This is a genomic window from Pseudoalteromonas sp. 68 DY56-GL68 (genome assembly GCF_041414825.1).
Taxonomy (GTDB): Bacteria; Pseudomonadota; Gammaproteobacteria; order Enterobacterales; family Alteromonadaceae; genus Pseudoalteromonas.
Map to the genome: position 1 here is coordinate 217,081 of NZ_JAOCZL010000024.1, position 23,898 is coordinate 240,978.

The following is a 23,898-nucleotide window of genomic DNA, read 5'->3' on the forward strand; positions in this document are numbered from 1 at the left end:
CTTTTTAGTTTAGAGAGTATTATGTCATATAAACATATTTCAGTAAGCGACACGTTTGCGCTTTTAGATAAAGAAGACGTTGTGATTGCCGATATTCGTGACCCAAACTCGTTTCAAACGGGTCACATTCCAGGCTCTGAGCATTTATCAAATGCTAATATTAGCGAATTTATGATGAACAAAGAGTTCGATCAGCCAATCATTATTGTTTGCTATCATGGTGTGAGTTCTCAAGGTGCTGCGAGCTACTTAGTTGAGCAGGGCTTTGAAGATGTTTACAGTATGGATGGAGGCTTTACAGCTTGGCAAACACAACTTCCGGAGCATATTGAACGATGATTGAACTGGGCAGCATAAATAATCCTCGCGCAGCGCAGGGGTTTATTGACTATATTAAAAGCAAAGGCTTACAAGGTGAGCTTCGCTCTGAAGACGGTGAAACTGTCATTATTTGTGTTGCTCCAGAGCATTTCCATCAAGCCCAACCATTATGGCAAGAGTTTGCTGCAAATCCACATGATGAAAAGTATCTGCAAGCCTCTTGGCAAGTAGGAAGCACACAATCATCACTTTCTTACCAAGGTCAGTCGCTCAACCTAAAAACGCGTTTTAAAGCATTAAGCTGGCTCAATCGCACAGTCACGTTAGTATCAATAGCGATTTTTGTGGCTTTTTTACTCGGTGGTTTTGATACCATTTATCGGATGCTACAGTTTAATCCTGCGCAACCGCTTAGTTGGTTTACACCAGCAATCGTGCATTTTAATGCTATCCATTTAATTTTTAATTTAATTTGGTGGATGACACTAGGTAATGACATTGAAAAGCGCAGTGGAAAGTTAACCTTAGTCGGCTTATTTTTAGTGACCGCATTTATCAGTAACTGGGCACAGTTTTTATTGGTTGGGCCTAATTTTGGTGGCTTGAGTGGCGTGGTCTACGGCTTGCTAGGCTTTTGTTGGATATACAGTGCAATGAGACCAACAGAGCCGCCTTTAGTCAGCAAGAGTATTGTTGGTTTTATGCTTGTTTGGCTAATTTTAGGCTTTGTTGAAATGTTACCTGTCAATATGGCTAACTGGGCGCATCTTGCGGGGCTTTTATCAGGTATGGCTTATGCAGTATCAGATAAGTTACTTTCGCGCCGTTAAAGTAATCTGTGACGGCGTTTGCCGTCACTTATTATGGCTAGTGATATAAGTATTTAGTGAACAATACTTCACGCACTATTTCTTGCCCAGTTTCTTGTTTTAAAAGTGTTTTTAACTTTTCAGTACAGCGCTTTCTTATTTCTTCTCGACCGGTAAGCGACTTGATGTTCTCTTCAGGCTCTTTAGAAAGAATTTCAACAATCGCATCACGCAGCAAAGGGGTATGATGTTCTACGACACGGATATCCGACATGTCATTGAGCATAAGATCGACCGTAATACGCACATAACCAAGCTTTTTGTTACCTTGGCCAATATAGTTGGTAATTATGTCTGGTTCAAAACCAAAATAACCGACTTTTGACTCGGCATGTGCCGAAAAACTAAGTGTTGCATTAACTGCTAATAGGCATATCAAATAAATTGATAATAACGATTTTTTCATAGTTAAAAATAGTCCACCCTTTCAATGGTTTTTAGTCTATACCCAAACTCACTAGAGATACAGGTTGTTGTAAGAATTTTAACTGTTGTTGAGATTAAATGATGGCTTTTGCCAAACGTTTTGCAGTGATATCATTTGCGCGGTTTCTTAAAATACTGAGTTGTTGTGACTAAATTCCCAATATCATTAGTTGCCGATTGGCAATCGGCATCAACCTACCCACATTTAACGCAGCAGCAACAAAGCTGGTTGCTAGAAGCGGGCTCATTGACCGCTAAGCTCAAAAGTCATTGCCAACGGTTTTCTGTTCATGTGCTCAATGAAACACCTTTTGACTTAACCTCAGAGCAGCAAGCACTATTAAATACATCTTTAAGTCACGCATTAAACCGCGAAGTATTATTGCTTTGTGATAATAAGCCTATGGTATATGCGCAAAGTTGGTTGCCAGCAGATGATACCCTAAAAAAGCAACAGTTGTTAAGTATGGGTACAAGGCCTTTAGGCGATGTTATTTTCCAAGATCCCAGTCTTTTACGCACCGAAATTGAAGTGGCTGAATTTTCAGAGCAACACCAACTAGGTTCTCTTATAAATGAGTTAGGTTTAGAACCGCAGATGTTATGGGGTAGACGCAGTGTGTTTTCGCTATCTCGTGCGCACTTTTTAGTTGCTGAAGTCTTCTTACCTGGAGCCTATATTTACTTATGAAATTAGCTGCATTACACATCGCACATATCCCTTACTATAAGCAATTGATGCGTACCGATAAACCAATAGGGACTTTGTTATTGCTTTGGCCAACATATTGGGCACTTTGGCTTGCGAATCAAGGCGCGCCTAGCGTGCTAAATTTTGTCGTATTTAGCCTAGGGGTCTTTGTAATGCGTAGTGCCGGTTGTGTGATTAATGATTACGCAGATCGTAAAATTGATGGCTCAGTAAAACGCACAGCACAGCGCCCATTGGCTGCGGGGGTAGTTTCAAGTGGTGAGGCTTTGAGTTTATTTGTGCTGCTTATTGCAGTGGCATTTGGCTTAGTGTTAATGCTCGGATGGTCAACGATATTGCTGTCGTTTGGCGCACTCGCGCTGGCATTTTGTTATCCGTTTATGAAGCGCTATACTCAGTTACCCCAAGTCGTGCTTGGGGCAGCATTTAGTTGGGCTATCCCAATGGCTTATATGGCCTCGATTGGTTCAGTACCTGTAGAAGCATGGCTTTTATTTATTGCTAACCTTGTTTGGACTGTGGCTTATGACACCATGTATGCCATGGTTGATAGAGATGATGATTTGAAAATAGGTGTTAAATCAACAGCTATTTTGTTTGCGAGTTATGATAGGCACATTATCTTTTTACTCAATGCCTTGTTTGTAGCGATTCTTGCTTATATAGGCCTTAGTAACCAACTCGGTCTTTATTATTGGCTTGGATTAGCTGCTGGAGTTGGCTTTTTACTTTATCAACAAAAACTCATTCATGGCCGCGAGCGGGATCCTTGTTTTAAAGCTTTTTTAAATAATCACTATGTGGGTTTAGTGATATTTATAGGTTTAGCAGCTTCCTTGCCATTGCCATTTTAACGGGGTCATTATCTCGGCGGGTCTATAATTCCGCTGATCGAGGCATTTTTTCTAAACCAGCCTGCAATCGAGTAGCGAACATCTTCTGCTGGTAATACTTCGTGCATGAAGCGTTCGCTTTCAAACATCACAAGTGTACCCGCTTGAGGTTTTACAATGACCTCAATATCTTTGCTTTTTGGCTTATATATGACCAGTTCACCACCTGAATCAGGTGTATTTAAATAACAGACAGTTGTAAAAATACGGTTTGAACGACCCTTGAAGGCATCATAGTGTTTTTTATAAAAGTCGCCTTGTTGATACTTTGCATAATGGCATTCATAGTCAAACAGCCCTAAGAAAAAACTGCGGTTTAACTGTGTCTTTATCGCTTCCATGGTCGCAAGATAAGTAATTTGTGCTTGGCTTGAACTATCAAACCAAAAGGTCTTATCTTTACGGATGGTTTTATCAATTTGTTGGTCGTTCAAACGACCAATTCCCGCAGTATGAAAATGCGGATTAATACGATAACAATCTGCAATTAAATCAGTTAGTAAGTTTTCATCAATTGCGTTTTCAACAATGGCATAGCCGGTTTGTTCTATTGCGTCTAAATAGGTGTTGGAAACAAGTTGCGCGGTCATTCATGTGCACAATCAAAAAAAGGTGCGTAAGTGTAGCTGAAAAAAAGAATCATGCACGCTTTTTATGCAATATCTTGATGATTAAGTGAAGAAGGGAGCTAGCCTTTGTTTGCAAGGCTAGCTTAAATGCACGCGTTAGTTGTGACTAGATAACGCTGTCTTTTCAATTAAATCTAATAAATGGCTAATATGCGAGTTTTCATTAACCTGCTCATTAGTTTGAATAACTAACTGTTCATGAGCGATCCCTTTATTTGTTTTCAATAAAAGTAGCTCAGAATCAGAAGAAACACTGTTAGCGTGCTCAATGCTTGCAATTGCAATATGATCTGACTTTTTAAGGCCATCCATCACTTGTTCAATACTACCAACTTTAATGCTTGATGATTTATTGAATGAGTCAACGGCTTCGTTAAGCATAGTTTGAACTTGCTTCGACTGTGCAAAACAACTGTACATTGGGTAGTCAGCCAGATCACGTTTACTAATATCGCTCTTGTTAGCAAGCGGGTGATCTTTAGAAACAAATAAGATAAGTTGGTCTGGTAAGTGGATGTCGCTGCCAATACTATTCATTGCCTGCGAGCACACGCTTATGTCTATTTCACCCAGTTGCAATTTACGAATAAGTTCGCTTTGCTCTTGTAGTTGCATTTCAATTTTTACGTGTGGGTACTGAGCTAAAAATTGCCCACAAGAAACAGGCACAACAGTACTTGCTTTAGTTGTGTAACCAATGACAAGCTTTTCGTTAACGCAGCCATTTAATGATTCAAATAAACGTTTTTTCGTTTCTTCTAAATTATTAAGGGTTTGTTTTGCGTATTCTAAGAAAAGTTCACCCTCTTTGGTTAGTTTTACCGAGCGGGTAGAGCGGGTGACAAGCTCATAACCAATTTCATCCTCGAGCGTTTGAATACTGCGAGTTAATGCTGAAGTACTAATTTGAGTTTTTTCTGCAGCTTGGCGAAAATGCCTGAGCACGCCTAGTGCAACGAATTGTTCAAGTTGTTCAAATCTCACTTTAAATAGTCCCTTGTTATAAGTAAGCCCTTACATCCAGGCAAAATAATTATACTTTACGATGGCATAGTAAATTATAGTACCTATTTTGGAAAGTGTTGTTTACCGAAAAGTTACACTAATCAGGGTATCGGTCTTTAATCTCTAGGAAAAGTGTTAAATTTTCAAGTAATATATCGACTAAAGTTGGATCAAAATGTTTCCCTCGTTGCTCTTTTATTAATGTTAATGCGTCTTCTAATGGCCATGCTTTTTTATAACAGCGGTCGCTACACAGTGCATCAAATACATCGGCAATAGCGGTAATACGGCCGACAATATGAATATTACTTCCTGATAAACCTTGAGGGTAACCTGTACCGTCCCACTTTTCATGATGTTGGTGAGAGATTGTTGCACCACAACTTAAAATCTCGTTACTTGAATTTTTTAGAATTTCATAGCCGATTTGAGCGTGGTTTTTCATTATTTCCCACTCGTGTTCATCTAATTTGCCTGGTTTATTTAAGATATTGTCAGGAATACTTATTTTTCCTATGTCGTGCAATGGGGAGGCAAGTTTAATAATTTCGCACTGGAATGGATCTAACAGGGAGAGTTTTGCTAGGAGTTCACTATAAAGTGCGACACGCTTTACGTGTGAGCCTGTTTCTTTTGAGCGTTTTTCAACAGCTTCCCCCAAAATATACGATAACTCTTTTTGTGAATCTTTAACCATCTCTCGTAGCTTTAGGTTGTCATAAGCCAGTGCTATATTGTTTGCATAAAACTCCAGTAGTTGATGATCTGTTGATTGAAGTTTTGTGCCTTTGTGCACGTATAACATGGTTTCAAGGCCAGCTTTAGTTGGAAAGTAACCTATATAGTCAGTACTTGTTTTTAGCGAAGACTTACGCTCATGAGCATCTATAAATAAGCTTTTTACTTCATTTGGGATAGTGCTTTGCTTTGGTGTTGGACCTACGCCAGATGCGGCGAGTAACTGAAAATCAGTGGCGGGGGATGATTGTAAGTTGACGGCGGCGGCGCAATATATTTGGGCATCATTTATACCCATCACGTTGGTGACATGGCTTAAAATTGTTGATGCAAACTCATGGACACTGTCGCATTTTAAAAAATTTGCCGATGCATTAATGATTTGCTCAAGACCGTGTTTATGACGGTCAATAATCTGAATATCGCGATGCGCTCTCAGTGCAGAATAAAGCAGTGTTTTGATTTTAATTGCTGTGAGTTCTGTTTTATTTTTATAGTCGTTTATGTCGTAATCACGAATAATAGATTCTTCAGGTGCTTCACCTGGTTGCCCTGTTCTTAATATTAGGCGAATATCGTGATTATCGATGTCATCACGTATATATTGAATTAAATCAAGACCTGCGTGATTGGTTTCCATAACAACATCAACCAAGGCCACTGAGAAGGGGATGTCTTTTTTTAAAAACTCTTTGGCTTCGGCTGCCGAATAGGCATCGTAAAAGCGCAACTCTTTACCTTCAAAGGTGAAACCTGCAAGCACAAGCTTAGTAACCTGATGGATATCTTCTTCGTCGTCAACAACAAGAATGTGCCAATATTCAGGCTCTTCAGTTTGTATATTACTCTCTTCTAATCGTTCATCAGAAAACAAAAAGTCATCCACGCACGCACCACTTATTGTCATTTCTCGTAACAATAAGTATAGAGGCAGAAATTTACTCTGCCTTATCTGAAAGTGGTTTTTTTTCGATATTCTGAAGTTCGATTTCGATTGCATCGCACGAAATGTGGATTTCATACAACGAGGTTAATAAGGATAAAGCGAGGCTAGCAAGGCTTATCCCAAATAGCACAATGCCTGTGGTATTAAATTCAATAAATAAAGCAAACATAGAAAGTGTGCACATAAAAAATGAAGCGACACCATATACTTGCATCACTCTTATTAATTTAATTCGTTTTCTAAGGTTTTCGATTTGTGCAACAACTAAAGGGCGAATACTGTCACCTTCACGTGCGTTAAGCTCACGAATTAACTGAGCAAGTACTAAAAAGCGATTCGTATACGCTAGCAACAAAAGAGAAATTGCAGGGAAGAGTAGTCCTGGGGTCGTAAGTGTCATTAAGCTGCCTTTAAATATGGGTTGCACAAAGGTCAATAGCTAGAGTAGCTTAGGTTTAAAGTCGTGCAAAGTAAAAGAGAATCAATTTGCAAAAAAATAATTTAAATCAAGATAATACTGGTGATTCATTTACCTGGGTGGGGATTTTTAGGGCTGAGAATGCCTTGCAAGCTAACATAATTAAAGGACTGTTAGAAAGCGCTGGAATTCAATGTGAGCTGCAAGGTGAAATGTTGCAAGGCGCTCTCGGCGAGATCCCATTTGAGCAAACGGGAGTCGAAGTACGAGTTTATGCGATAAAAGAGCGCCAGGCGCGCGAAATATTGATAAACTACCAGCAAGTGAAACAATCTGCTCCTGACTGGGTTTGCCCAACATGTAGCGAGCTTAATGGGTCAACGTTTGAAATATGTTGGTCTTGTGGGACTGTAAAGAATGACGAAAGCGAATAATTTTCAACGTATTAGAGAGTTAAACTATTTACAAAAAGCGGTTTTGGGTGGTGCATTGCTTGAGCGTATGTTGCCTAACTATGCCCTATTTAGCGAAGCCACAGGGTTTGGTGACGGAACCGTGTTTCGTAGTGCATTAAGTGTGTGTTGGGAGAAAATTTTACTACCCAAAAGTAAAATTAGTCTTGAGAAGCAAATTGAAAAAATTGAGCCTAATGTACCTGAATTAAATGATTTTGATATGTTTGGTGTATACCCTGCGATTGATACGGCAACGGCATTGCTTGGCATGCTGCATGGTTTAATGGCAAAAGATGAACAAGAATTTCTAAACATCAGTAAAATTTCTCAGGCCTCAGTCGCACGTTATATTGAGTATCAACTGACTGTTGATGGTGAGTTGGCTGATAACAAGGCCGTACGTGAGCACCCTTTAATGCAATATGAAATTGATGTGCTTGCTGAACTTATTGATTTTGTAGAGCAAATGGGCCGAATTACTTCCCAGAACGTAAAAGAGCTTAAGCAGCTTGCGGTATCTGACGGTCAAACCAACATTGGTATTGCAATTTAATGTTCAGTAATGCGTATTTTCGCTGTAAAATGCGCGTTTGTTTTTTATTGGCGGAGTAATTGATGCGAATTTTAGGTATTGAATCATCATGTGATGAAACAGGTATTGCCATTTATGATGATGAACAAGGCTTATTAGCACATCAACTATACAGCCAAGTTAAAGTACATGCAGACTACGGCGGTGTAGTGCCAGAACTTGCATCACGGGACCATGTACGCAAAACCTTACCGTTAATTGATGCGGCGTTTGCACAAGCGGGTTGTGGCCCTGAAGACTTAGATGGCATTGCTTATACGGCAGGCCCAGGCCTCGTGGGAGCTTTACTTGTGGGCACCTCGATTGGCCGTTCACTAGCCTATGGCTGGAACATCCCCGCTGTGGCTGTTCACCATATGGAGGGTCATTTACTTGCCCCTATGCTGGAAGAAGAACAGCCAGAATTTCCGTTTATTGCGCTGCTTGTCTCGGGCGGCCATACCATGATGGTTAAAGTGTCAGGTATTGGTGAGTACGAAGTATTAGGTGAGTCGGTGGATGATGCGGCGGGTGAAGCGTTTGATAAAACTGCTAAATTACTAGGTCTTGACTACCCCGGTGGCCCTCGCCTAGCAAAACTTGCGGAGCAAGGTACGCCAGAGCGATTTGTATTCCCACGCCCGATGACAGATAAACCAGGTTTAGACTTTAGCTTTAGTGGTTTGAAAACCGCAGCATCAATTGCGATTCGTGATAACGATGATGACGAGCAAACTAAAGCTGACATCGCACATGCATTCCAAACAGCCGTTATTGATACGCTTATCATTAAATGTAAACGTGCATTAAAACAAACAGGCATTAAACGTTTAGTGATTGCAGGTGGTGTAAGTGCCAATGTTCAATTACGTTCGCAGCTAGAACGTGTAATGCAAGGCATGAAAGGGCGCGTGTATTACCCGCGTACTGAGTTTTGCACAGATAATGGCGCAATGATCGCTTATGCTGGTATGCAGCGTTTAAAAGCAGGGCAATTTGCAAGTCTTGATATGAAAACTAAGCCGCGCTGGCCAATCGATTCTCTTGAGCCGTTATAAGCGCTATTCATTTTCTGGGGCTTTTTTCTTAGCCCCAACCTTTGGCTCATCGCCACACATCAAACGTGTCATATTCGCTCTATGGCGAAAAATAATTAATACCGTTAAAAATGTTACCGGCAAAGTATAAAGTGGCTTTATCCACCATGTGTAAAGCGGTGCAAGAGATACTGTCACTAATGCAGCGAGTGATGAATAACGTGTAATTGCAATAATTAGCAGCCAAGTTGTGATTAGCATCCCACCTAGAGATAAACCAATAGGTAGCAAGGTACCAAAAGCAGTGGCAACGGCTTTTCCGCCTTTAAAGCCAAAAAATAATGGATACATATGGCCTAGACATGCTGCAACACCGATAAGACCGAGCATCAGAGGCTCTATGTTTAAAAAGTAAGCGCCCCAAACAGGGATCGTTCCTTTTAATATGTCAAACACAAGCACTAATACAGCGGGTAACTTTCCACCGAGGCGGTAAACGTTGGTGGCTCCAGGGTTATTCGATCCATGACTGCGTGGGTCTGGTAGTCTAAATAGCCTCGAAACAAGGATAGCGGACGAAACCGATCCTAGTAAATAGGCTAAAACTAACATTAAAACTGCTAACACGCGCTTCCTTATTTTTTAATCGGCACTTTTGGGCTATCATTGGCGGCAAAACCGTTTGCCGCTATTTTTTCGATTAGATTGTTACAAAAAAATACTAACAATCTATCCGTTATTGTAGGGGTAATTTTAATATATTAAAACATTATGACAGCTTATAAAGCGTATTATTAAGATCAATAAGCGCATAAGGTTGTTTTACCTTACATATTTATGTCATTTGGAGTCTTAATGGACAAGGTATATATATCACAACTGCACGTAGACACCATCATCGGTGTATATGATTTTGAAAAAGAAAGTAAACAAAGCTTATATTTTGACATTGAAATGCTTTGTGATATCTCAGCCGCTGCAGCAACCGATGATATAAACCTTGCGCTTGATTATGCAAAAGTGAGTGAGCGTGTCATTGAACATACAACGGCGAAGCCTGTTGAGTTGCTTGAAACCTTAGTTGAGCAATTGGCTGCACTTATTCTTACTGAATTTGCTACCAACCAAGTGACCATTCGTGTCAGTAAACCAGCCGCTGTGCCACAAGCGCAAACGGTGGGCGTTGAGATAACCCGCCGTAAGGTAAGCTAATAATGGCGCAAATTTTTATTAGTCTAGGTTCTAATGTCAACAAAGAGCATTATCTTCACCAAGCGCTTATAGCCTTGAAATCTTACTTCCCCGATTTTGTACACTCATCAGTTTATGAGAGTGAAGCGGTTGGTTTTGCTGGAAATAATTTTTATAACTCAGTGGTTGCGGCCAAGACGGATATGCCTCTTGAGAAGTTGTGCAAATTATTGAAACAAATTGAGCTTGATAATGGTCGTACTCGTGCAGATAAAAAGTTTAGCCCGCGTACACTCGATTTAGACTTACTTTTTTATGATGATGTTATATGCGATTATCCCGCACAATTACCGCGAGATGAAATTACAAAAAATGCTTTTGTGCTTCAGCCTTTAGCAGAAATAGCTCCCGATTTTTTTCACCCCGTAGCGAAGCTAACCCTTGCTCAGCTATGGGATAATTATGATAACCCGCAACAAAAACTATGGAAGGTGGAGTTTACTAACCCATGAGTATTATTGAGATAATTGTTTTAGCTTTAATTCAAGGACTGACTGAATTTTTACCTATTTCTAGCTCAGCGCATTTAATTCTTCCGTCGCAGATTCTCGGGTGGCAAGACCAAGGTTTAGCATTTGATGTGGCTGTTCACGTTGGAACCTTAGGTGCAGTTGTTCTGTACTTTAGAAAAGAAGTGGTCGATATTCTTGGCGCTTGGTTTAAATCGTTTGGCTCACAAGGTGCAACTGATGATAGTAAGCTAGGCTGGTGGATCATAGTAGGCACGATACCTGCGGCTATTCTTGGGCTTATTTTTAAAGATTTAATAGAGCTTTACCTACGTAGTGCATGGGTGATCGCGGTAACGACTATTTTGTTTGGCTTATTACTTTGGTATGCCGATGCAAAAGGTAAGCAGACCAAAACGATTTACCAACTGAACTGGAAATCCGCACTTATGATTGGGATGGCACAGGCGATGGCTATGATCCCAGGCACATCACGGTCAGGTATTACTATGACCGCAGGTTTAATGCTGGGTATGAATAAGCAAAGTGCCGCACGCTTTTCATTTTTATTGGCCATTCCTGTTATTTTAATGATGGGACTATATTACACAATAGAGTTGGCTCTTGGCGATCATATCGTTGAGTGGAATACCTTGATGCTTGGCGCTGGCTTATCTTTTATATCTGCATATGCCTGTATTTTCTTTTTCTTAAAAGTGATTGAGCGTATGGGGATGATGCCATTTGTTATCTATCGCTTACTACTTGGTGTCGGTTTGTTTGCATTTTTAATGCTGTAAGTAGAGATTTAGCTTGATTAGAAAAGCACCTCAAATTGAGGTGTTTTTTTATGTTGGTTATTTGGCAAAAGTCTATTGCCGTGTAGTAATGGTAAGTAAAGCTTATATTTGGCATTATAACGGCTTATTTTATATATCATACATTTTGCTCAGGACAGTAGATGCATATTCATATTCTTGGAATTTGTGGCACCTTTATGGGTGGTATCGCCGCAATCGCTAAATCGTTAGGTCATACAGTGACAGGCTCTGATCAAAATGTGTACCCGCCGATGAGCACACAATTAGAAGAGCTGGGTATCACACTAACTCAAGGTTATGACGTTGCACAACTTGAGCCTGCCCCTGATATGGTGGTGATTGGTAATGCGATGAGTCGTGGCAATCCCTGTGTTGAATATGTGCTTGATAAGGGCCTACCTTATACCTCGGGCCCAGAATGGTTAAAACATAATTTATTGCAAAATTCGTGGGTTTTAGCTGTTGCGGGTACGCATGGCAAAACAACCACAGCCAGTATGCTGGCATGGTTATTAGAGTATGCCGGTATGAAACCTGGGTTCTTAATTGGTGGCATTGTGCAAAATTTTGGTGTGTCTGCACGTGTTGGCGAAACCCCGTTTTTTGTAATTGAAGCCGACGAATACGATACCGCTTTTTTTGATAAACGCAGTAAGTTTGTACATTACTTACCACGCACTTTAATCCTAAATAATCTTGAATTTGATCATGCGGATATTTTTGAAGATTTAAACGCCATAAAGAAACAATTTCACCACCTGATGCGTACACTACCTGGTAGTGGCAAAGTCATTTGGCCAAGCCAAGATGAAGCACTACAAGATGTGATTGAACGAGGCCTTTGGAGCGAGAGCGAAACACTGTCGGGAGACTGGGATTACCGCTTGCTTAAAGCTGATGGCAGTGAATTTGAAGTATTATTAGCAGGGGAAGTGCAGGGCGTTGTGTCGTGGCAAGCGATGGGCGAGCACAATGTCAAAAATGCCATTATGGCTATTGCAGCCGCTCGTCATGTCGGGATTGCTGTGTCAGTGAGTATTGCTGGTTTAGCAGAGTTTATTTCTCCTAAGCGCCGCATGGAGCTAAAAGCCGATGTGAATGGCATTAAAGTGTATGACGATTTTGCACATCACCCAACGGCAATTAAAACGACCTTAGCAGGGCTACGTGCAAAAGTGGGCGATGAGAAGATTATTGCCATTTTAGAGCCGCGTTCAAACACCATGAAAATGGGGGTGCATCAACAAACCTTGATTGATTCTCTAAGAGCTGCCGATGACGTGTATTTATTTGAACCTGAAAACTTAAGCTGGTCATTAAAAGAATACGCAGATAAAGCAGGTATGCATTGTATGCCAAGCACTGAGGAAATCATTGCAGCAGTTGCTGAAGGAAGTGCGCCGTCACAACATATTTTAATAATGAGTAATGGTGGCTTTGAAGGTATTCATCAGCGTTTAATCAGCACACTTGAACAAAACTAACCAGTATACGGAGCATAACTGTATGCAATTTAAAGATAAAATAACCTTAGCTTTTAGCGGTGCCTCAGGTGCCCCTTATGGCTTACGGTTACTAGAGGTATTACTTGAGCAGCAGTTTCAGGTGTATGTACTGATCTCAAGTGCGGCAAGAGTGGTGCTTGATACCGAATCGAATATAAAACTGTCGGGCAACGAAGATAAAGCAACTGAACAGCTCAGTACGCTCTTTAATGCCGCACCAGAGCAACTAAAAGTATTTGGTAAAGATAACTGGTTTAGTCCTGTTGCATCTGGCTCAGCCGCGCCGAAGAAAATGGTGGTTTGCCCATGTAGTGCGGGCTCAGTGTCTGCCATTGCTGTTGGGGCATCAGATAACTTACTTGAGCGCGCCGCTGACGTGGTTATAAAAGAACGTGGGCAGCTGATTTTAGTCCCGCGTGAGACCCCTTTTAGCGAAATTCATCTTGAAAACATGCTGAAACTAGCAAAGCTTGGCGTAACCATTATGCCTGCGGCACCCGGGTTTTATCACCAGCCTGAGCAGATTTCAGATCTGGTTGATTTTATGGTGGCGCGAATTTTAGATCATTTAAACATTGAACATACTTTGACGAAACGTTGGGGTTATGGAGAGGGCAAACAGTGAGCGAAAAAACGATCGCATTAAATATTGAAGGCCTAAAAAAGGTTTATAAAAATGGTGTTGAAGCTGTAAAAGGCATTGATTTACAAGTTCAGCAAGGCGATTTCTTTGCTTTGCTTGGCCCAAATGGGGCTGGTAAATCAACCACCATTGGTGTTATCTCATCGTTAGTGAACAAAAGCGCTGGTCGCGTAGAGGTATTTGGTCACGACATTGATACTCACCTTGAAGCCGCTAAATCTGAACTCGGTTTAGTGCCGCAAGAATTTAATTTCAGTCAGTTTGAAACGCTTAACCAAATTTTGGTTAACCAAGCGGGTTATTATGGTGTACCAAGAAAGCTGGCGCATGAACGCGCAGAAAAGTATTTAAAGCAGCTCGGTTTATTTGAGAAAAAAGATAAGCAAGCGCGCACTCTTTCAGGTGGTATGAAACGCCGTTTAATGATTGCTCGTGCGCTGATGCATGAACCTAAATTACTTATTTTAGATGAGCCAACTGCGGGTGTGGATATTGAGCTACGCCGCTCAATGTGGGACTTTCTTCGTGAGATAAATAAACAAGGTGTCACCATTATCTTGACTACTCACTACCTCGAAGAAGCTGAGCTGTTATGTAAAAACATCGCAATTATCGACAGCGGCGTGATTGTTGAAAACACCACTATTAAAGCGTTACTTGCCAAGCTTGATAAAGAAACCTTTGTACTTGATTTAAAGCAGCCTGTGCAGCCAATTAGCATTGAAGGCTACAACTACACACAGACTGATGATCATACTTTAGAAGTTGAAGTGGCAAAGTCTCAGGGCTTAAATCAGGTATTTAGTGCGCTAACCGAGCAAGGTAACACTGTGCTTAGTATGCGAAATAAAGCAAACCGTTTAGAAGAGCTGTTTGTTGGATTATTAGAACAGGGGCGAGGCGAATAATGTTTAAATATGGTGTAGCGCTAAAAAGTATTTGGATCAAAGAGTGTATTCGCTTTTTACGTATTTGGGTGCAAACATTAGTACCGCCTGCAATCACGATGAGCTTATATTTTGTGATTTTTGGTAATCTGATCGGTTCTCGTATCGGTGATATGGGTGGCTTTACTTATATGGAGTTTATTGTACCGGGCCTGATTATGATGTCGGTGATCACCAACTCTTACTCGAATGTTGCTTCGAGCTTTTATTCGACTAAATTTCAAAAAAGTATTGAAGAGCTCTTAGTAGCGCCAGTGCCAAATTACATCATTGTACTTGGCTACATGGGTGGTGGTATGACGCGCGGTATGTTAGTTGGTTTGATTGTTACCTGTGTCTCTTTGTTGTTTGTAGATATTCAAATTCACAATATTTTTGTGATCATGGCAACGGTTATTTTAACGTCGGCAGTGTTTGCGTTAGGCGGACTTATCAACGCAATTTATGCTAATAGCTTTGATGATATTAGTATTATCCCGACCTTTATTTTAACACCGCTGACTTATCTTGGTGGGGTGTTTTACTCTATCACTTTATTGCCAGAATTTTGGCAAGGCGTATCGCAAGTAAATCCAATTATTTATATGGTAAATGCATTTCGGTATGGGTTCTTAGGTGTGTCAGATGTCGACTTATCGGTGGCATTTGGTGTACTTGGTTTATTTATTGTGGGGTTATTTACGTTAGCATTAACCCTTATTAAACGTGGTGTGGGGCTTAGACACTAATGACGGATGCAAATTCGAGAAGTATTGTCTCGAATCAACCTAGCTTACATGAAAAGCTAGACGAAATTGTTTTAAAACACTTAAGTGCCGAATTTAAAAAGCCGATTGCAGAGCACACGCAAGCGGCTTTTGATCAGGTAAATGAAAAGGTGCAGGCGTTTGCTGGGCCACTTATTCTTGATTCATGCTGTGGTGTGGGTGAAAGTACCGCTAACTTAGCAAAGCATCACCCAGATGCGTTAGTGATTGGCATTGATAAATCATCTCATCGTTTAGATAAGCATGATATAGAGTACAAGCAAACCGATGCAGGCCAGTACATTTTAGTGCAAGCTGATTTAAACGACTTTTGGCGTTTAGCGGTGGCTGCTAACTGGCAGCCCACGCACCATTACTTGCTGTATCCAAACCCTTGGCCAAAAGCCAAACACCTACAAAGGCGCTGGCACGGTGCTGCTATATTTCCATTTATTATTAAATTAGGTGGGCGTTTAGAGCTTAGAAGCAACTGGGATATTTACGTAAAGGAATTTGCTCGCTCGCTTGAGCTTGCAGGGCATAAGTGCGATGTTGAGTTGTATGAAAGCGATACCGCTATTACACCATTTGAGCGTAAATATTGGGCTAGTGGCCAACAGAGTCATCGCTTAGTTATAAACCTATAACACGCACTGTGGCCTTGGTATTATGACTGAGGCACATAAGGCGTGGGTGGCGCGAAGTGGTTTCCTTGCATTAGTGTAATACCTGCTTTGGAAAGTGCTTCAGCCACTTGCTCGCTCTCGACTTGTTCGGCAACGACATCAAGGTTAAGTTGTTTGGCGTACTTCACTAAATGTTCAATAAACATATAGCTGTCATCATTGGTGTGTGCTTGGCTAACTAAGCCACGGTCTAGCTTTAGGCCATCAACTTCAAGCTTTAAGATATTTGAGAGGTTTGAATATCCTGCCCCAAATTCGTTAATCATAACCTGCGCACCTTTATTTTTAAGTAAGCTAATAAATGCCTTTACTTCACTAAAGTAGGCAATTGCTTCTGTTTCATGAAACTCAAAAATAATATTGTTGGGTTGTGGGTAGCGTCTTAACTGCTGTTCTAAAAACTCACTTAAGCTGGGATCCAGAATATCTTGCGCTGTAATATTAATGCTCCAGCTAATTGAAGTTTTTCGAAATTGCTCAATACAGCGAGTAAACATGGTACGTGTTAGTAATCCGTCCATTCGAGAGCGTTTCAAAACAGTTAGAAAGTAATCTGGTGTATAGATGCGCCCTTGTGCTGATGCCATTCTTGCTAAGCTTTCGTAATGAGTCACCTGTTGTGTTTGCGTATCATAAATGGGTTGGAAATAGGGGACGATACGATTGTTATCAAACGCTTCTTTTACTTTTTTAGCCAGCTTTACATTGTACCTAAACTGTTCTTCTACTTGTTTAAAGACATTCTCGTAACGAATAATACGTTGATTGTTTAATTTTGCTTGTTGAAGAGCAATATGTGCGTTTTCAATCAGCATTAGCTTATTACCTGAGGCAATGCCTGCATGCAAACTAACATAAATAAACGGCTCGTTAAGTACAGGGATTGATTGATTAAAGGCGTTAATAGTGTCATCAAAATCTTGCTCTGCACCGCGTGTATGTAACAGCGCTATTTTATTGGTAGCAAGACGAAATACCAGCGCTTCGTTGGGTAGGCGAGATTGAAAATAGCTCAATAAACTGGCCATTACCTTGTCGCTTACTTCTGTACCATAAAAGCTACTAATATCCTCGACTTCATTAATCGTAACAACTGCAAGCTCCATACGGTGTTTGGTGCTTTTTTTAATGTAATATTCCAGCGCTACGTGATTAGCAAAGCCTGTACGGGCATCCGTAGAAAGAGAACGCTTAAGTTGTAAAAAATAAAGCCCTGCAATTAAGGCTGCAATAAAAAAGAAGAAGCACCCAGTGATAGTCGCGCGTGTTACGCTTTGTTGTAACTGTTGGTTTAGATCAGTAATTGTAATGTCGGCGCCAGTAAGATAAGTATGGCCATTTTCATCGATGAAAGTAACAAAAATACTTTTAAAGTGCCCCCATTGATCTTTTGAAACTTCGAATACAGGCTCTGTAGAAAAAAAAGCGTCTTTATTTATCTTGGTTGCTTCGGTGTAGGGATCCATAAACTGCGTGATGCGGCCGCCGTTTTGATCTTTTTGGGTATAACTCGATGCGCTAAAAAAAACGGTATCGTCACGTAGTACCATAGAATAAACATACGCTAAGTCCATTTGCTTGGCGTATTCTGAGAGCGCTCTCATTTTTTGCTTATAAACAGCCGAAGAAATCGGTATGCCGGCGTTGACTTGATTGTGATAATCCTTGCCTAAAATATGGTTAACACTTACAGCCGCATTGAGAAGCTTTGAATCAATACCAGCCATTATTTCACTACGAGCGGTTTCATAGGTGTAGTAGATGTAACCAAATAAGCTGATAAAAAAAGTGGCAAATCCATAAAGCAGCCAACCGGTCTTTTGCATTCCTTTGGACATAATTATTCCTTTATCAGTGGTGTAATGATTATACTTAAAAAACAACTGGCTGATAGTAGAAAATTAGCGCAAATTTCATTGATACATCATTTTTTTGTCATCGAATCTGTGGCTTTTTAGCTTTAAACGAGACATTTTTGTGATATTCCAGTAAAGTTAGCCAATTTCGTAGCAACAGTGCCGCTAAAACTCAGACCTTGATGTTCCTGCATTGGGTTCATTTTAGCTGCTTATAATGGGTATTAAGATGGATCAAAAGCGTTGTGCCGTCGCCTCTAAAGAAAGTTTGATTCGTATTTTTACGGTGCCTGAAGCACCGGACTCAACGTTGAGTAGAATAGAATCAGAGATTTCAAGCAATCTTGCAGGATTCTTAAATGAGAATATTGCGGCAATTGAAAAGCCATTGCATGAGATAGAAAAAGATTTTCAGTCGGCAAATATCCCAGAAGAGCCCACTTTTGTCTCTGACTACGCGCAAGACATTATGGAGCAGTTAGTTGCACACTCAGTTCACACAGCTGCACCAAGCTTTATTGGTCACATGACATCCGCTTTGCCACATTTTGTGTTACCGCTATCAAAATTGATGGTGGGTCTAAACCAAAACCTAGTAAAGATAGAAACGTCAAAAGCATTTACGCCATTAGAACGACAAGTTTTAGGGATGATGCACCATTTAGCGTATGGTGAAGAGGATGCGTTTTATAATAAGTGGATGCATAGCGCAAAAACATCTCTAGGGGCGTTTTGTTCTGGGGGAACCGTTGCCAATATTACCGCCTTATGGATAGCCCGCAACCGTTTATTAAAAGCCGATGGCGACTATAAAGGCATTGCAGCACAAGGTTTAATTGCTGGCATGCTGCACTATGGCTACAAAGGACTTGCTGTACTCGTTTCAGAGCGAGGCCACTATTCGCTTGGTAAAACGGTTGATTTACTTGGCATTGGGCGCGATAACATTGTTGCTATTAAAACAGGTGAAAACAACAAGGTTGATGTTCAAGCCATGCGTGAAAAAGCCCATGAACTTGAAGCATCTGGCATTAAAGTTATGGCGCTAGTTGGGGTTGCTGGAACGACTGAAACCGGCAGTATAGACCCACTTAACGAAATGGCCGATTTAAGCGAAGAGCTTGGCTGTCATTTTCACGTTGATGCGGCATGGGGCGGGGCAACTTTATTATCTAAAAATTACCGTCATTTATTAAGTGGCATCGAACGCGCTGATTCAATCACCATTGATGCCCATAAGCAAATGTATGTGCCAATGGGCGCAGGCCTTGTGTTATTTAAAGACCCTGCTGCCACAGATGCAATAGAGCACCATGCGGAATATATTCTTCGTAAAGGCTCTAAAGATTTAGGCAGTCATACTTTAGAGGGCAGTCGCCCAGGTATGGCAATGTTAGTGCATGCTTGCTTACGTGTTATTGGCCGTAAAGGCTACGAAATGTTGATTGACCGTAGTATTGTCAAAGCTCGTACTTTCGCCGACATGATTAAGCAGGATGAAGATTTTGAATTAATCTCAGAGCCTGAGCTTTGCCTATTAACCTATCGCTACGTACCAAAAGAAATCCAAGCTAAGCTTAAAGATGCTGACGAAGAAACTAAATTAGATATTTACGCTTCGTTGAATCGTTTTACCGCAAGTATGCAAAAACGTCAGCGTGAAGCAGGACGTTCTTTTGTATCGCGTACACGTTTAACACCTGCAAAATATGACCATCAACCAACGGTTGTGTTTAGGGTTGTATTAGCTAATCCATTAACCTCTAAAACAATTCTCAAAGATATTTTAGCGGAGCAAAAAGCCCTAGCTAAAACCGATCCTGTTTTTAAAAAGTACTTAAGTAAATATATGGATTAGTGAGTGAATTAGAAAAGGGAGCATCAAGCTCCCTTTTTACTCATTACGAAAGCAACTTGCTTTAATCATTTTGCTGATGATTTCTTGTGAAGGTTTGATTTTTTCCATCGCTAAAAACTCATCGGGCTGGTGGGCTTGATTTATTGAGCCTGGCCCCATGACAATTGTTTCACAGCCAAGCTGTTGAATAAACGGTGCTTCAGTGCAGTAATTTACTGCAACGGCAGGTTGACCTGATACTTGTTCGGCAAGTTTAACAAGCGCAGTATCTGTACTGCCACTAAATGCTGGAATAGGCTCGTGTAAGTCAATAACACTCACCGCATTAGGGTAGTGGGCATTAATTTCTTCAGCAGCAGTTAGCAAAATCGCTTGCAGTTCTTGCACACTTAAACCTGGTAAAGGTCGCATATCTATGTGCATTTCACAGCAGCCGCAAATACGGTTTGCATTATCGCCACCATGAATATGGCCAAGGTTTAAAGTCGGGTACGGGATTTGAAAATGTTCAATTGAATATTTATTCTTTAATTCTTCTTTAATGATTAACAATTTTGCAATCATTTTATGCATTACTTCAATGGCGTTTAAACCACGTTCTGGATCTGAGCTATGACCTGAGCGACCAATCACACGAATCGCAGTGCTCATGTGGCCTTTGTGAGTGAACACTGGGGTCATATCTGTTGGCTCACCTATAATACAGCGTGCCGGTTTTAAATTAGGATGACGACAAATTTGTTGCGCACCTGCCATCGTGGTTTCTTCATCAGCGGTGGCAAGAATTAATAATGGCTCTGTTTGTTTGGATTCATCGAGTTCACTGATTGCTTGCAACACAAAGGCAAAAAAGCCTTTCATATCAATACTGCCTAAGCCATAAAGTTTGTTGTCATGCTCACTGAGTTGAAAGGGGTTATAGTTCCAGCGGCTATCATCAAAAGGCACCGTGTCGGTATGACCCGCAAGCATTAAACCGCCATCTCCCTCACCACGTTTCGCTAATAAGTTATAACGGCCTTTACCGTTTTCGAGCTCTGTTACTTCACATGTAAAACCAAGGCTTTCGCACCAAGTAGCGAGCAAGGTGATCACCTCTTTATTGCTCATGCACAGAGAGTCTTCAATCGAACTGATTGAGGGGGCAGCAATTAGCTGCTGATACATAGATAAAAAAGAGGGAAATGACATAAAAAATCCAAAAATAATTATTCAATCTAATTGCATAACAATATAAAAGTATTTATTATGAATATCAATTCACTTTTTAAGCATAAATATATTTTAAAGCGGCACTATGAACACAAAACGACGATAACCTGATTTCATTACTTTAGACAGTGTTTTTATTCGCAATTAGGCGAGTAATTTTAGGCGTATCGATAAATAGATTTAATAGGTAAAAGTAAGCAATGAAAGTAGTGATTATTGGCGCAAGTGGTTATAGCGGCGCAGAGCTAGCAAGTTTAGTTGCAAAGCATCCGAAACTGACTCTACAAGCGTGTTATGTGTCTGAAGGAAGCTTAGATAAAAATAAATTATTAAGCGATTTATACCCCGAGCACTTAGGCTTGTTAGCGTATCCGCTGCAACCGCTAACAGCTGAGGCTTTTCAGGAAATAAATAACACTGCTGATTATGTGTGTCTATGTACTGATCACAAAGTGAGTGTTGATCTTGCGCCACAATTTTTAGCCATGGGCAAAAAAGTTTTCGATTTATCGGGCGGCTTCCGTTTAGCTGGGAATGAGGATTACCTAACTTATTATGGTTTCGCGCATGAACATCCTGAGCTTTTAGAGCAAGCAGCTTATGGTTTAGCTGAATGGAATAGTGATGCGATTAGTAAAGCAAACCTTGTTGCTGTAGCAGGTTGTTATCCAACAGCTGCACTTAATTCTTTAAAGCCACTTAAAGAAGCAGGTTTATTAGCTGAGCAAACCATCATTGTTAATGCTGTCTCTGGCGTAACCGGTGCGGGTAGAAAGGCCAGTGTGAATACGCATTTTTGTGAAGTGTCACTTGCCCCTTATGGCTTATTTAACCACAGACACACGCCTGAAATTGAGCAGCACCTTGGTCACCCTGTGTTATTTACCCCGCATTTAGGTAATTTTCCTCGCGGAATTTTAGAAACTATTTATGTGCAATTAAAGCCTGGTGTGACAGCAGAGCAAGTGAGTGCGGCATATCAAGTGCTAGCGAATGAGCCCTTAATTCGTTTACTCGGAAATAAAATTCCAAGCATCAAAGGCGTGGCTAAACAACCATTTGTTGATATTGCATGGCAACAAAAAGGTGAGCAACTGATTGTTATGTCGGCCATTGATAACTTATTAAAAGGGGCCGCAGGGCAAGCATTGCAATGTATTAATTTAGCGATGGGACTTCCTCATCATACCGGATTAGTAGGAGCGTTATGATGAAAACATGGGTAATTAAAATAGGCGGTGCAGTATTAAATACAGCCGATGCCGCAAAAGCTTTATTTGACGTTCTTGTATCACAGCAACAGGCCAACTTTGTGATTGTTCATGGTGGTGGTGCATTAGTTGATGCATGGCTTAAAGACGCTGGGTTTGCTAGTGCGAAGCACCAAGGTTTACGTATCAGTCCAAAAGAACAAATGCCTTATATTGTTGGGGCACTGGCAGGCTGTGCGAATAAACAGCTAATGAGCCAAGCAATTGTTTCAGGGCACAAGCCTGTGGGGATGAGTCTCTATGAAGCGGGCGTTGTGGTTAAGCAAAAATTAAAAGCACTTGGCCAAGTTGGACAATGCGCTGATAGCACCGACAGTATTTTACCAAGTTTAATTGCGCAAGGCCGCTTACCCTTAGTGAGCTCTATTGGCTTTGGTGAAGATGGACTTTGGTACAACGTTAATGCCGATGAAGCAGCAGCAGCGATTGCAAAAGAACTTGATGCTGAACTTATTTTTATGACTGATGTAGAAGCGGTGCTTGATGCAAACAAACAACCCCTACATCAACTTAATACGCAGCAAATAGATGCATTAATTCTTGAAGGAGTTATTCAGGGCGGGATGGAGGTCAAAGTTAAGACCAGCCTTCTTGCTGCCCAACATTTACGACGTGGTGTGTATATCTCAAGCTGGCTAAAACCAGAAAACTTAGTCGCTTTATTACAAGGCGAGCACGTAGGAACGAAAATTACACCATAGGTATTACATGTTAACTAACTTTTTATCTGGTCTTGAGTTAGACCAAAAAGGCGCGCTTAAATTACTCGATTTAGCGCAAAAAATTAAAGCAAACCCAGTCGATTTTAGCCAAGCTTTAGCGGGTAAATCAGTGGTTACCTTATTCGAAAAACCAAGCTTACGTACCCGTTTATCATTTGATATTGGTATTAATAAATTGGGTGGTCATGCTGTTTATTTAGATTCACAAAATGGCGCAATGGGTGCGCGTGAGTCAGTAAAAGATTTTGCTTTAAATATTTCAACTTGGGCTGATGGTATTGTTGCTCGCGTATTTGCACATAAAACATTAACCACCCTTGCTGAGTTTTCGTCAGTCCCTGTGGTGAATAGTCTGTGCGATTTATACCACCCATGCCAAGCACTCGCTGACTTTTTAACGCTGCAAGAGGTGGATGGTGATGTCAGCAAACTAAAGCTTGCATACTTAGGTGAAGGTAACAATGTCACACACTCTCTAATGCTATTAGCAGCTACTTTAGGGACTGATTTTGTCGCTGTGTGCCCGAAAGGCAGCTCGCCAGATTCGCAAATTCTTAAGCAAGCAGAGCAAATTGCAGCGATGAATGGTGCGTCTGTCATGGTTAGCGACAGAATTGAAGCGGCAGTGGGTGCAAATGCAGTCTATGCTGATACGTGGGTATCGATGGGCGATAAAACACCGCTTGAGCAGGTGAAAGCTAAATATATGCCGTATCAGTTAAATCAAGCACTACTTGAGCAAACTGGCGCGCAAACTGTGTTGCATTGCCAGCCGGCTCATCGTGAGTTTGAAATTACCTCTGAGGTAATGGATGGCCCAGCATCAAAAATTATTCAACAAGCAGAGAACCGTATGCACGCGCAAAACGCACTGCTTGTCACATTATTAAATCCAAATTTTGTTTAAGGAA

27 protein-coding genes are annotated in these 23,898 nt (G+C 40.9%); 19 read left to right on the plus strand and 8 right to left on the minus strand.

The features are described 5' to 3' along the window. Positions 1 to 21 precede the first annotated feature (21 nt). Both glpE and glpG read left to right on the plus strand, forming a co-directional pair. Positions 22 to 339, plus strand: a complete 318-nt coding sequence (gene glpE / locus NYF15_RS20195; protein ID WP_130149478.1) for a thiosulfate sulfurtransferase GlpE — start codon at positions 22 to 24, stop codon at positions 337 to 339. Continuing rightward, a complete protein-coding gene (gene glpG / locus NYF15_RS20200; RefSeq protein ID WP_371354487.1) occupies positions 336 to 1,151 on the plus strand; it encodes a rhomboid family intramembrane serine protease GlpG in 816 nt (271 codons plus the stop codon). Before glpE ends, glpG begins: the two co-directional genes overlap by 4 nt. 37 nt (positions 1,152 to 1,188) lie before the next feature. Here glpG and NYF15_RS20205 read toward each other — a convergent pair whose 3' ends face one another. Then, complete coding sequence (locus NYF15_RS20205; protein WP_341803243.1) at positions 1,189 to 1,596, minus strand: flagellar basal body-associated protein FliL; 408 nt, start codon at positions 1,594 to 1,596, stop codon at positions 1,189 to 1,191. Between the two features lie 165 nt (positions 1,597 to 1,761). On the opposite strand from NYF15_RS20205, the gene NYF15_RS20210 reads away from it, so the two are divergent. Together NYF15_RS20210 and ubiA are read left to right on the plus strand one after the other, a co-directional pair. Next, positions 1,762 to 2,307, plus strand: coding sequence for a chorismate lyase (locus tag NYF15_RS20210; protein ID WP_371354488.1), 546 nt, complete (start codon positions 1,762 to 1,764; stop codon positions 2,305 to 2,307). Then, positions 2,304 to 3,182, plus strand: coding sequence for a 4-hydroxybenzoate octaprenyltransferase (gene ubiA, locus NYF15_RS20215; protein WP_371354489.1), 879 nt, complete (start codon positions 2,304 to 2,306; stop codon positions 3,180 to 3,182). Before NYF15_RS20210 ends, ubiA begins: the two co-directional genes overlap by 4 nt. A gap of 8 nt (positions 3,183 to 3,190) precedes the next feature. Here ubiA and NYF15_RS20220 read toward each other — a convergent pair whose 3' ends face one another. From NYF15_RS20220 to NYF15_RS20235, 4 genes are all read right to left on the minus strand, one after another. After that, the gene (locus NYF15_RS20220; protein WP_130149483.1) at positions 3,191 to 3,811 is read right to left on the minus strand and encodes a 2OG-Fe(II) oxygenase; all 621 of its coding nucleotides are present in this window, start codon (positions 3,809 to 3,811) and stop codon (positions 3,191 to 3,193) included. 135 nt (positions 3,812 to 3,946) lie between these two features. Further along, positions 3,947 to 4,834 (minus strand): LysR family transcriptional regulator, encoded by an 888-nt coding sequence (locus NYF15_RS20225; RefSeq protein WP_371354490.1) that lies wholly within the window; start codon positions 4,832 to 4,834, stop codon positions 3,947 to 3,949. A gap of 118 nt (positions 4,835 to 4,952) precedes the next feature. Continuing rightward, positions 4,953 to 6,479 carry a DUF3369 domain-containing protein gene (locus NYF15_RS20230; protein ID WP_371354491.1) on the minus strand — a complete coding sequence of 509 codons (1,527 nt, stop codon included), beginning with the start codon at positions 6,477 to 6,479 and terminating at the stop codon, positions 4,953 to 4,955. A gap of 52 nt (positions 6,480 to 6,531) precedes the next feature. Beyond that, complete coding sequence (locus tag NYF15_RS20235) at positions 6,532 to 6,939, minus strand: DUF2721 domain-containing protein (RefSeq protein WP_062568727.1); 408 nt, start codon at positions 6,937 to 6,939, stop codon at positions 6,532 to 6,534. An 86-nt stretch (positions 6,940 to 7,025) separates the two neighbouring features. Between NYF15_RS20235 and NYF15_RS20240 the strand changes: the two genes are divergently transcribed. The 3 genes from NYF15_RS20240 (at position 7,026) to tsaD (ending at position 9,041) form a co-directional block, all read left to right on the plus strand. Then, on the plus strand, positions 7,026 to 7,391 hold the full coding sequence (locus NYF15_RS20240; protein ID WP_062568728.1) for a DUF2007 domain-containing protein: 366 nt from the start codon (positions 7,026 to 7,028) through the stop codon (positions 7,389 to 7,391). After that, on the plus strand, positions 7,375 to 7,965 hold the full coding sequence (locus tag NYF15_RS20245; RefSeq protein ID WP_237119945.1) for a YjaG family protein: 591 nt from the start codon (positions 7,375 to 7,377) through the stop codon (positions 7,963 to 7,965). Before NYF15_RS20240 ends, NYF15_RS20245 begins: the two co-directional genes overlap by 17 nt. Positions 7,966 to 8,027: 62 nt before the next feature. Further along, positions 8,028 to 9,041, plus strand: a complete 1,014-nt coding sequence (gene tsaD / locus NYF15_RS20250) for a tRNA (adenosine(37)-N6)-threonylcarbamoyltransferase complex transferase subunit TsaD (RefSeq protein WP_062568730.1) — start codon at positions 8,028 to 8,030, stop codon at positions 9,039 to 9,041. A gap of 3 nt (positions 9,042 to 9,044) precedes the next feature. Here tsaD and plsY read toward each other — a convergent pair whose 3' ends face one another. Further along, a complete protein-coding gene (gene plsY / locus NYF15_RS20255) occupies positions 9,045 to 9,647 on the minus strand; it encodes a glycerol-3-phosphate 1-O-acyltransferase PlsY (RefSeq protein WP_130149489.1) in 603 nt (200 codons plus the stop codon). A gap of 228 nt (positions 9,648 to 9,875) precedes the next feature. Between plsY and folB the strand changes: the two genes are divergently transcribed. The 8 genes from folB to NYF15_RS20295 all read left to right on the plus strand — a co-directional run bounded on the left by folB (position 9,876) and on the right by NYF15_RS20295 (position 16,029). Continuing rightward, positions 9,876 to 10,232, plus strand: a complete 357-nt coding sequence (folB, locus tag NYF15_RS20260) for a dihydroneopterin aldolase (RefSeq protein WP_062568732.1) — start codon at positions 9,876 to 9,878, stop codon at positions 10,230 to 10,232. A gap of 2 nt (positions 10,233 to 10,234) precedes the next feature. Then, positions 10,235 to 10,723, plus strand: coding sequence for a 2-amino-4-hydroxy-6-hydroxymethyldihydropteridine diphosphokinase (gene folK / locus NYF15_RS20265; protein ID WP_130149490.1), 489 nt, complete (start codon positions 10,235 to 10,237; stop codon positions 10,721 to 10,723). Further along, the gene (locus NYF15_RS20270) at positions 10,720 to 11,520 is read left to right on the plus strand and encodes an undecaprenyl-diphosphate phosphatase (RefSeq protein WP_062568734.1); all 801 of its coding nucleotides are present in this window, start codon (positions 10,720 to 10,722) and stop codon (positions 11,518 to 11,520) included. The genes folK and NYF15_RS20270 overlap by 4 nt, the downstream gene beginning before the upstream one ends. Before the next feature lie 161 nt (positions 11,521 to 11,681). Beyond that, on the plus strand, positions 11,682 to 13,025 hold the full coding sequence (gene mpl / locus NYF15_RS20275) for a UDP-N-acetylmuramate:L-alanyl-gamma-D-glutamyl-meso-diaminopimelate ligase (protein ID WP_371354492.1): 1,344 nt from the start codon (positions 11,682 to 11,684) through the stop codon (positions 13,023 to 13,025). Between the two features lie 22 nt (positions 13,026 to 13,047). Then, a complete protein-coding gene (locus tag NYF15_RS20280) occupies positions 13,048 to 13,671 on the plus strand; it encodes a flavin prenyltransferase UbiX (protein ID WP_062568736.1) in 624 nt (207 codons plus the stop codon). After that, entirely contained in the window at positions 13,668 to 14,597 is a 930-nt protein-coding gene (locus tag NYF15_RS20285; protein ID WP_130149492.1) for an ABC transporter ATP-binding protein, read from the plus strand. Before NYF15_RS20280 ends, NYF15_RS20285 begins: the two co-directional genes overlap by 4 nt. Then, positions 14,597 to 15,364 carry an ABC transporter permease gene (locus tag NYF15_RS20290; RefSeq protein ID WP_054551083.1) on the plus strand — a complete coding sequence of 256 codons (768 nt, stop codon included), beginning with the start codon at positions 14,597 to 14,599 and terminating at the stop codon, positions 15,362 to 15,364. The genes NYF15_RS20285 and NYF15_RS20290 overlap by 1 nt, the downstream gene beginning before the upstream one ends. Next, positions 15,364 to 16,029 carry a tRNA (guanine-N(7)-)-methyltransferase gene (locus NYF15_RS20295; RefSeq protein WP_237119941.1) on the plus strand — a complete coding sequence of 222 codons (666 nt, stop codon included), beginning with the start codon at positions 15,364 to 15,366 and terminating at the stop codon, positions 16,027 to 16,029. The genes NYF15_RS20290 and NYF15_RS20295 overlap by 1 nt, the downstream gene beginning before the upstream one ends. A gap of 20 nt (positions 16,030 to 16,049) precedes the next feature. On the opposite strand, the gene NYF15_RS20300 is transcribed toward NYF15_RS20295, so the two are convergent. After that, a complete protein-coding gene (locus NYF15_RS20300) occupies positions 16,050 to 17,906 on the minus strand; it encodes a GGDEF domain-containing protein (protein ID WP_237119940.1) in 1,857 nt (618 codons plus the stop codon). 247 nt (positions 17,907 to 18,153) lie between these two features. On the opposite strand from NYF15_RS20300, the gene panP reads away from it, so the two are divergent. After that, the gene (gene panP, locus NYF15_RS20305; RefSeq protein WP_130149495.1) at positions 18,154 to 19,782 is read left to right on the plus strand and encodes a pyridoxal-dependent aspartate 1-decarboxylase PanP; all 1,629 of its coding nucleotides are present in this window, start codon (positions 18,154 to 18,156) and stop codon (positions 19,780 to 19,782) included. Positions 19,783 to 19,818: 36 nt separating this feature from the next. Here panP and argE read toward each other — a convergent pair whose 3' ends face one another. Next, positions 19,819 to 20,973 carry an acetylornithine deacetylase gene (gene argE / locus NYF15_RS20310; RefSeq protein WP_371354493.1) on the minus strand — a complete coding sequence of 385 codons (1,155 nt, stop codon included), beginning with the start codon at positions 20,971 to 20,973 and terminating at the stop codon, positions 19,819 to 19,821. A gap of 221 nt (positions 20,974 to 21,194) precedes the next feature. Here argE and argC point away from each other — a divergent pair, with 221 nt between their 5' ends. From argC to NYF15_RS20325, 3 genes are read left to right on the plus strand one after another with little or no spacing between them, the layout of a single operon-like run. Then, a complete protein-coding gene (gene argC / locus NYF15_RS20315) occupies positions 21,195 to 22,205 on the plus strand; it encodes an N-acetyl-gamma-glutamyl-phosphate reductase (RefSeq protein WP_130149497.1) in 1,011 nt (336 codons plus the stop codon). Beyond that, positions 22,205 to 22,966, plus strand: coding sequence for an acetylglutamate kinase (argB, locus tag NYF15_RS20320; protein WP_237120079.1), 762 nt, complete (start codon positions 22,205 to 22,207; stop codon positions 22,964 to 22,966). The genes argC and argB overlap by 1 nt, the downstream gene beginning before the upstream one ends. Before the next feature lie 7 nt (positions 22,967 to 22,973). Beyond that, positions 22,974 to 23,894: an ornithine carbamoyltransferase gene (locus NYF15_RS20325; RefSeq protein WP_371354494.1), complete on the plus strand. Its 921-nt coding sequence runs from the start codon at positions 22,974 to 22,976 to the stop codon at positions 23,892 to 23,894. Positions 23,895 to 23,898 lie beyond the last annotated feature (4 nt).